At 41.6% G+C, this 409-nt stretch carries 1 pseudogene; it reads right to left on the reverse strand.

The annotated features are described in order from the left end of the window. Positions 1–381: pseudogene (locus AC1DH9_RS31075) on the reverse strand (hypothetical protein); the annotation flags it as partial. Positions 382–409 lie beyond the last annotated feature (28 nt).

The raw sequence follows: 409 nt of genomic DNA on the forward strand, positions 1-409 counted from the left end.
ACGTTGCTCTTTAGAAACATTTTCTTTCGTATACTTTGCTAACGCTTCGTCTTTCTCCCCCATGGAAACCAAATCTGCCTCAACAGCAGCCCTATTATCATCTGCCGGGTTAATCACATGACCTGACGAATAGTAGATATGATCCTCATGGCCAAATTTTATATGAGCCAACTCGTGAACAATTGCCATCCCAATATATCGAGAATTCTGTTTTAAACCGACCGTCGTAAAAAATATTCTCTCGTGGGCATCCTTCCTGTCCACGAACGCGTTCATATTTTCTTTAGTTCTCACCAAGGCAAATTGTTCTTTTCTTTCTGTCCGGATACGCGACACAACTTCATCATGTACAAGCTGAGCTTTAACCAACAATGCTTTCATGAACACTTTTGGATCCGTCATCTTGCCA

The organism is Pseudomonas sp. 05T35 (assembly GCF_056396605.1).